Raw genomic sequence first — 964 nt, 5'->3', positions numbered from 1 at the left:
AAATGCCAACCTATCATCTGAAGCGTGAAGATGGTTCGGGTCTTACTTTGGTGAACATCGGTGTCGGCCCGTCGAATGCGAAAACAGCGACCGACCATATCGCGGTTCTGCGCCCGCACGCGTGGCTGATGGTTGGCCATTGCGCCGGGTTGCGCAACACGCAGGCATTGGGTGATTTCGTTCTGGCCCATGCATATCTACGTGATGACAAGGTTCTGGATGATGACCTGCCGGTCTGGGTGCCCATCCCGCCCCTGGCCGAGGTTCAGGTCGCGCTGGAACGCGCCGTGGCCGAAGTGACCGAGCTGGAAGGGTATGAACTGAAGCGGATCATGCGGACGGGAACAGTTGCATCGGTCGACAATCGCAACTGGGAACTGCGCGATCAATCCGGACCGGTTCAGCGCCTCAGCCAGTCGCGGGCCATCGCGTTGGATATGGAAAGCGCCACAATCGCCGCGAACGGCTATCGCTTTCGCGTTCCTTACGGCACTTTGCTGTGCGTGTCGGACAAGCCCCTGCACGGCGAACTAAAGCTGCCGGGCATGGCCTCGTCCTTTTATACCACTCAGGTGGGGCGTCATTTGATGATCGGGATACGCGCTATGGAGCACCTGCGCGGCATGCCGTTGGAGCGTCTGCACAGCCGGAATTTGCGTTCCTTCGCCGAAACTGCCTTCCTCTGACGCAAAAAAGCAACGTTTTCCCCATATTTTTAGGGGTTTCTGCGCTACTATTCGTTGTGTTTGGCCACAATATCCCGTTACAGTTACGCGGTGAGGCCCTATAGATCGGGCACGTTAAGGAGACCAAGAAATGGCAAAACCTATGACAAAGACTCAGCTGGTTGCTGCTCTCGCTGAGGAAATGGGAACCGATAAGAAATCCGCGAACTCTGCGCTTGAGGCCATCACCGGCCTGATCACGCGCGAAGTTTCCGCAGGTGGTGCAGTGACCCTGCCTG

At 57.3% G+C, this 964-nt stretch carries 2 protein-coding genes; both read left to right on the top strand.

The window, feature by feature from the left end:
- A partial coding sequence (locus tag ACR0AO_RS25445; protein ID WP_480609826.1) for an AMP nucleosidase occupies positions 1 to 686 on the top strand: 686 nt, incomplete at its 5' end.
- 130 nt (positions 687 to 816) lie between these two features.
- The coding region (locus ACR0AO_RS25440) for an HU family DNA-binding protein (RefSeq protein WP_480609829.1) at positions 817 to 964 on the top strand (148 nt) is incomplete at its 3' end.

This window comes from Ruegeria sp. AF8 (assembly GCF_056541825.1).
This window is presented reverse-complemented; position numbering and strand designations above follow the sequence as displayed.